This window comes from Campylobacter estrildidarum, from assembly GCF_005406205.1.
Lineage (GTDB): Bacteria > Campylobacterota > Campylobacteria > Campylobacterales > Campylobacteraceae > Campylobacter_D > Campylobacter_D estrildidarum.
Genome location: NZ_NXLZ01000039.1, coordinates 1 through 1,205, shown reverse-complemented (window position 1 = coordinate 1,205; position 1,205 = coordinate 1). Strand labels below are relative to the sequence as shown.

Annotated in this window: 1 protein-coding gene; it reads left to right on the top strand. The window is 28.5% G+C overall.

Features of this window, described 5'->3' with window-relative positions; genetic code table 11:
- On the top strand, positions 1-945 hold a 945-nt coding region (locus tag CQA69_RS08830; RefSeq protein ID WP_137621401.1), incomplete at its 5' end, for a Cj0814 family flagellar-dependent secreted protein.
- Between the last annotated feature and the right edge of the window lie 260 nt (positions 946-1,205).

The window sequence follows — 1,205 nt, the reverse complement described above, 5'->3', positions numbered from 1 at the left end:
GGTTATATGGGAGAAGACTTTAATGAAGCTGCAGGATTACCAAAAGATTTTAAAATACATAAATCTACTTTGGATGAGATAGAGAGGGTGGCTGAGAATAACTTTTACGATACAAAAACAAAAGAATATCTAGGTGTAGATAAATATTATGATAATATAGATATGGCTGAAACTATTAAACAATATTATAATCAATTTAATCAAATCATTAATCATACTTTTAGCGATACCAATAAAACAAGTTTTAGTGAAGCAGATTTAAATAGTTTGCCTAAAGGATATAGTGTATCTGACACAAATAAAGATTTTGCTTCACTTGAAAGATTGGATACGCAAACTATAACAAATTATTATAACACCCAAGAACAATACGATGAAATGGTTCAATTAGGAATGATTGCAAGTATTAGCTTAGGATTACAGCCATTAGATTTTACTCCTCAGAGCATGCAAACTCAAAATTTAGATCAAGACAGTGCAAGAGATACTTTTAATCCTGATATGTCATTTTATCCAAAAAATGAAGATGGAACTTATACTAAAGAAGATTTATTTATGAGTTTTTTAAAAGCTTCTGGCGGAGAAGTTTTAGCAGGTGGTGATACTAAAATTAACCCTATAATCCAATCTTTTAGAGAAGCTATGGCTAAAGAAAGCTTTGATGGATCATTAGCTTCCTTAGATGACATCATGACGGGCAAAGTTGATTTTGCAAGTTTATTAAAAGGTTATGCACAAGATGGTTGGCTTGACGCAGATATTTATGCAATGGAAAAAGGAGTTAAATGGCAAAATTCTGTTATAGGTTATGGTGGAGCTTGGTTTGATAATCAGTTTAATCAAGCAAAAGCTAATGGCTGGAAAGCAAGTAGTGAAAGTATCAATTCTTATGTTGGTTCTATAATGGATAGACTTAATAATCTTATAGGACAAACTAGAGTTTAAACTGATTTATAAATTTAAAAAATATTATCTCAATAGATAATTCTTTTAAAATTATCTTTAAAAACTATTTTTTCAAATATTTAAAATTAACTAAATTTATTAAATTTTTAATAAAATCAAACTCTATAAATTTCTTTTAATCTATAAACCCATTTATATTAAAAAAATAAAAGATTAAATACTCTAAGAAGATTAAGAAGTAGAATAAATTAACAAGTCCGCAATGAGCTACTTTCCCCCTGCCAGTAAGGCGTAGTATC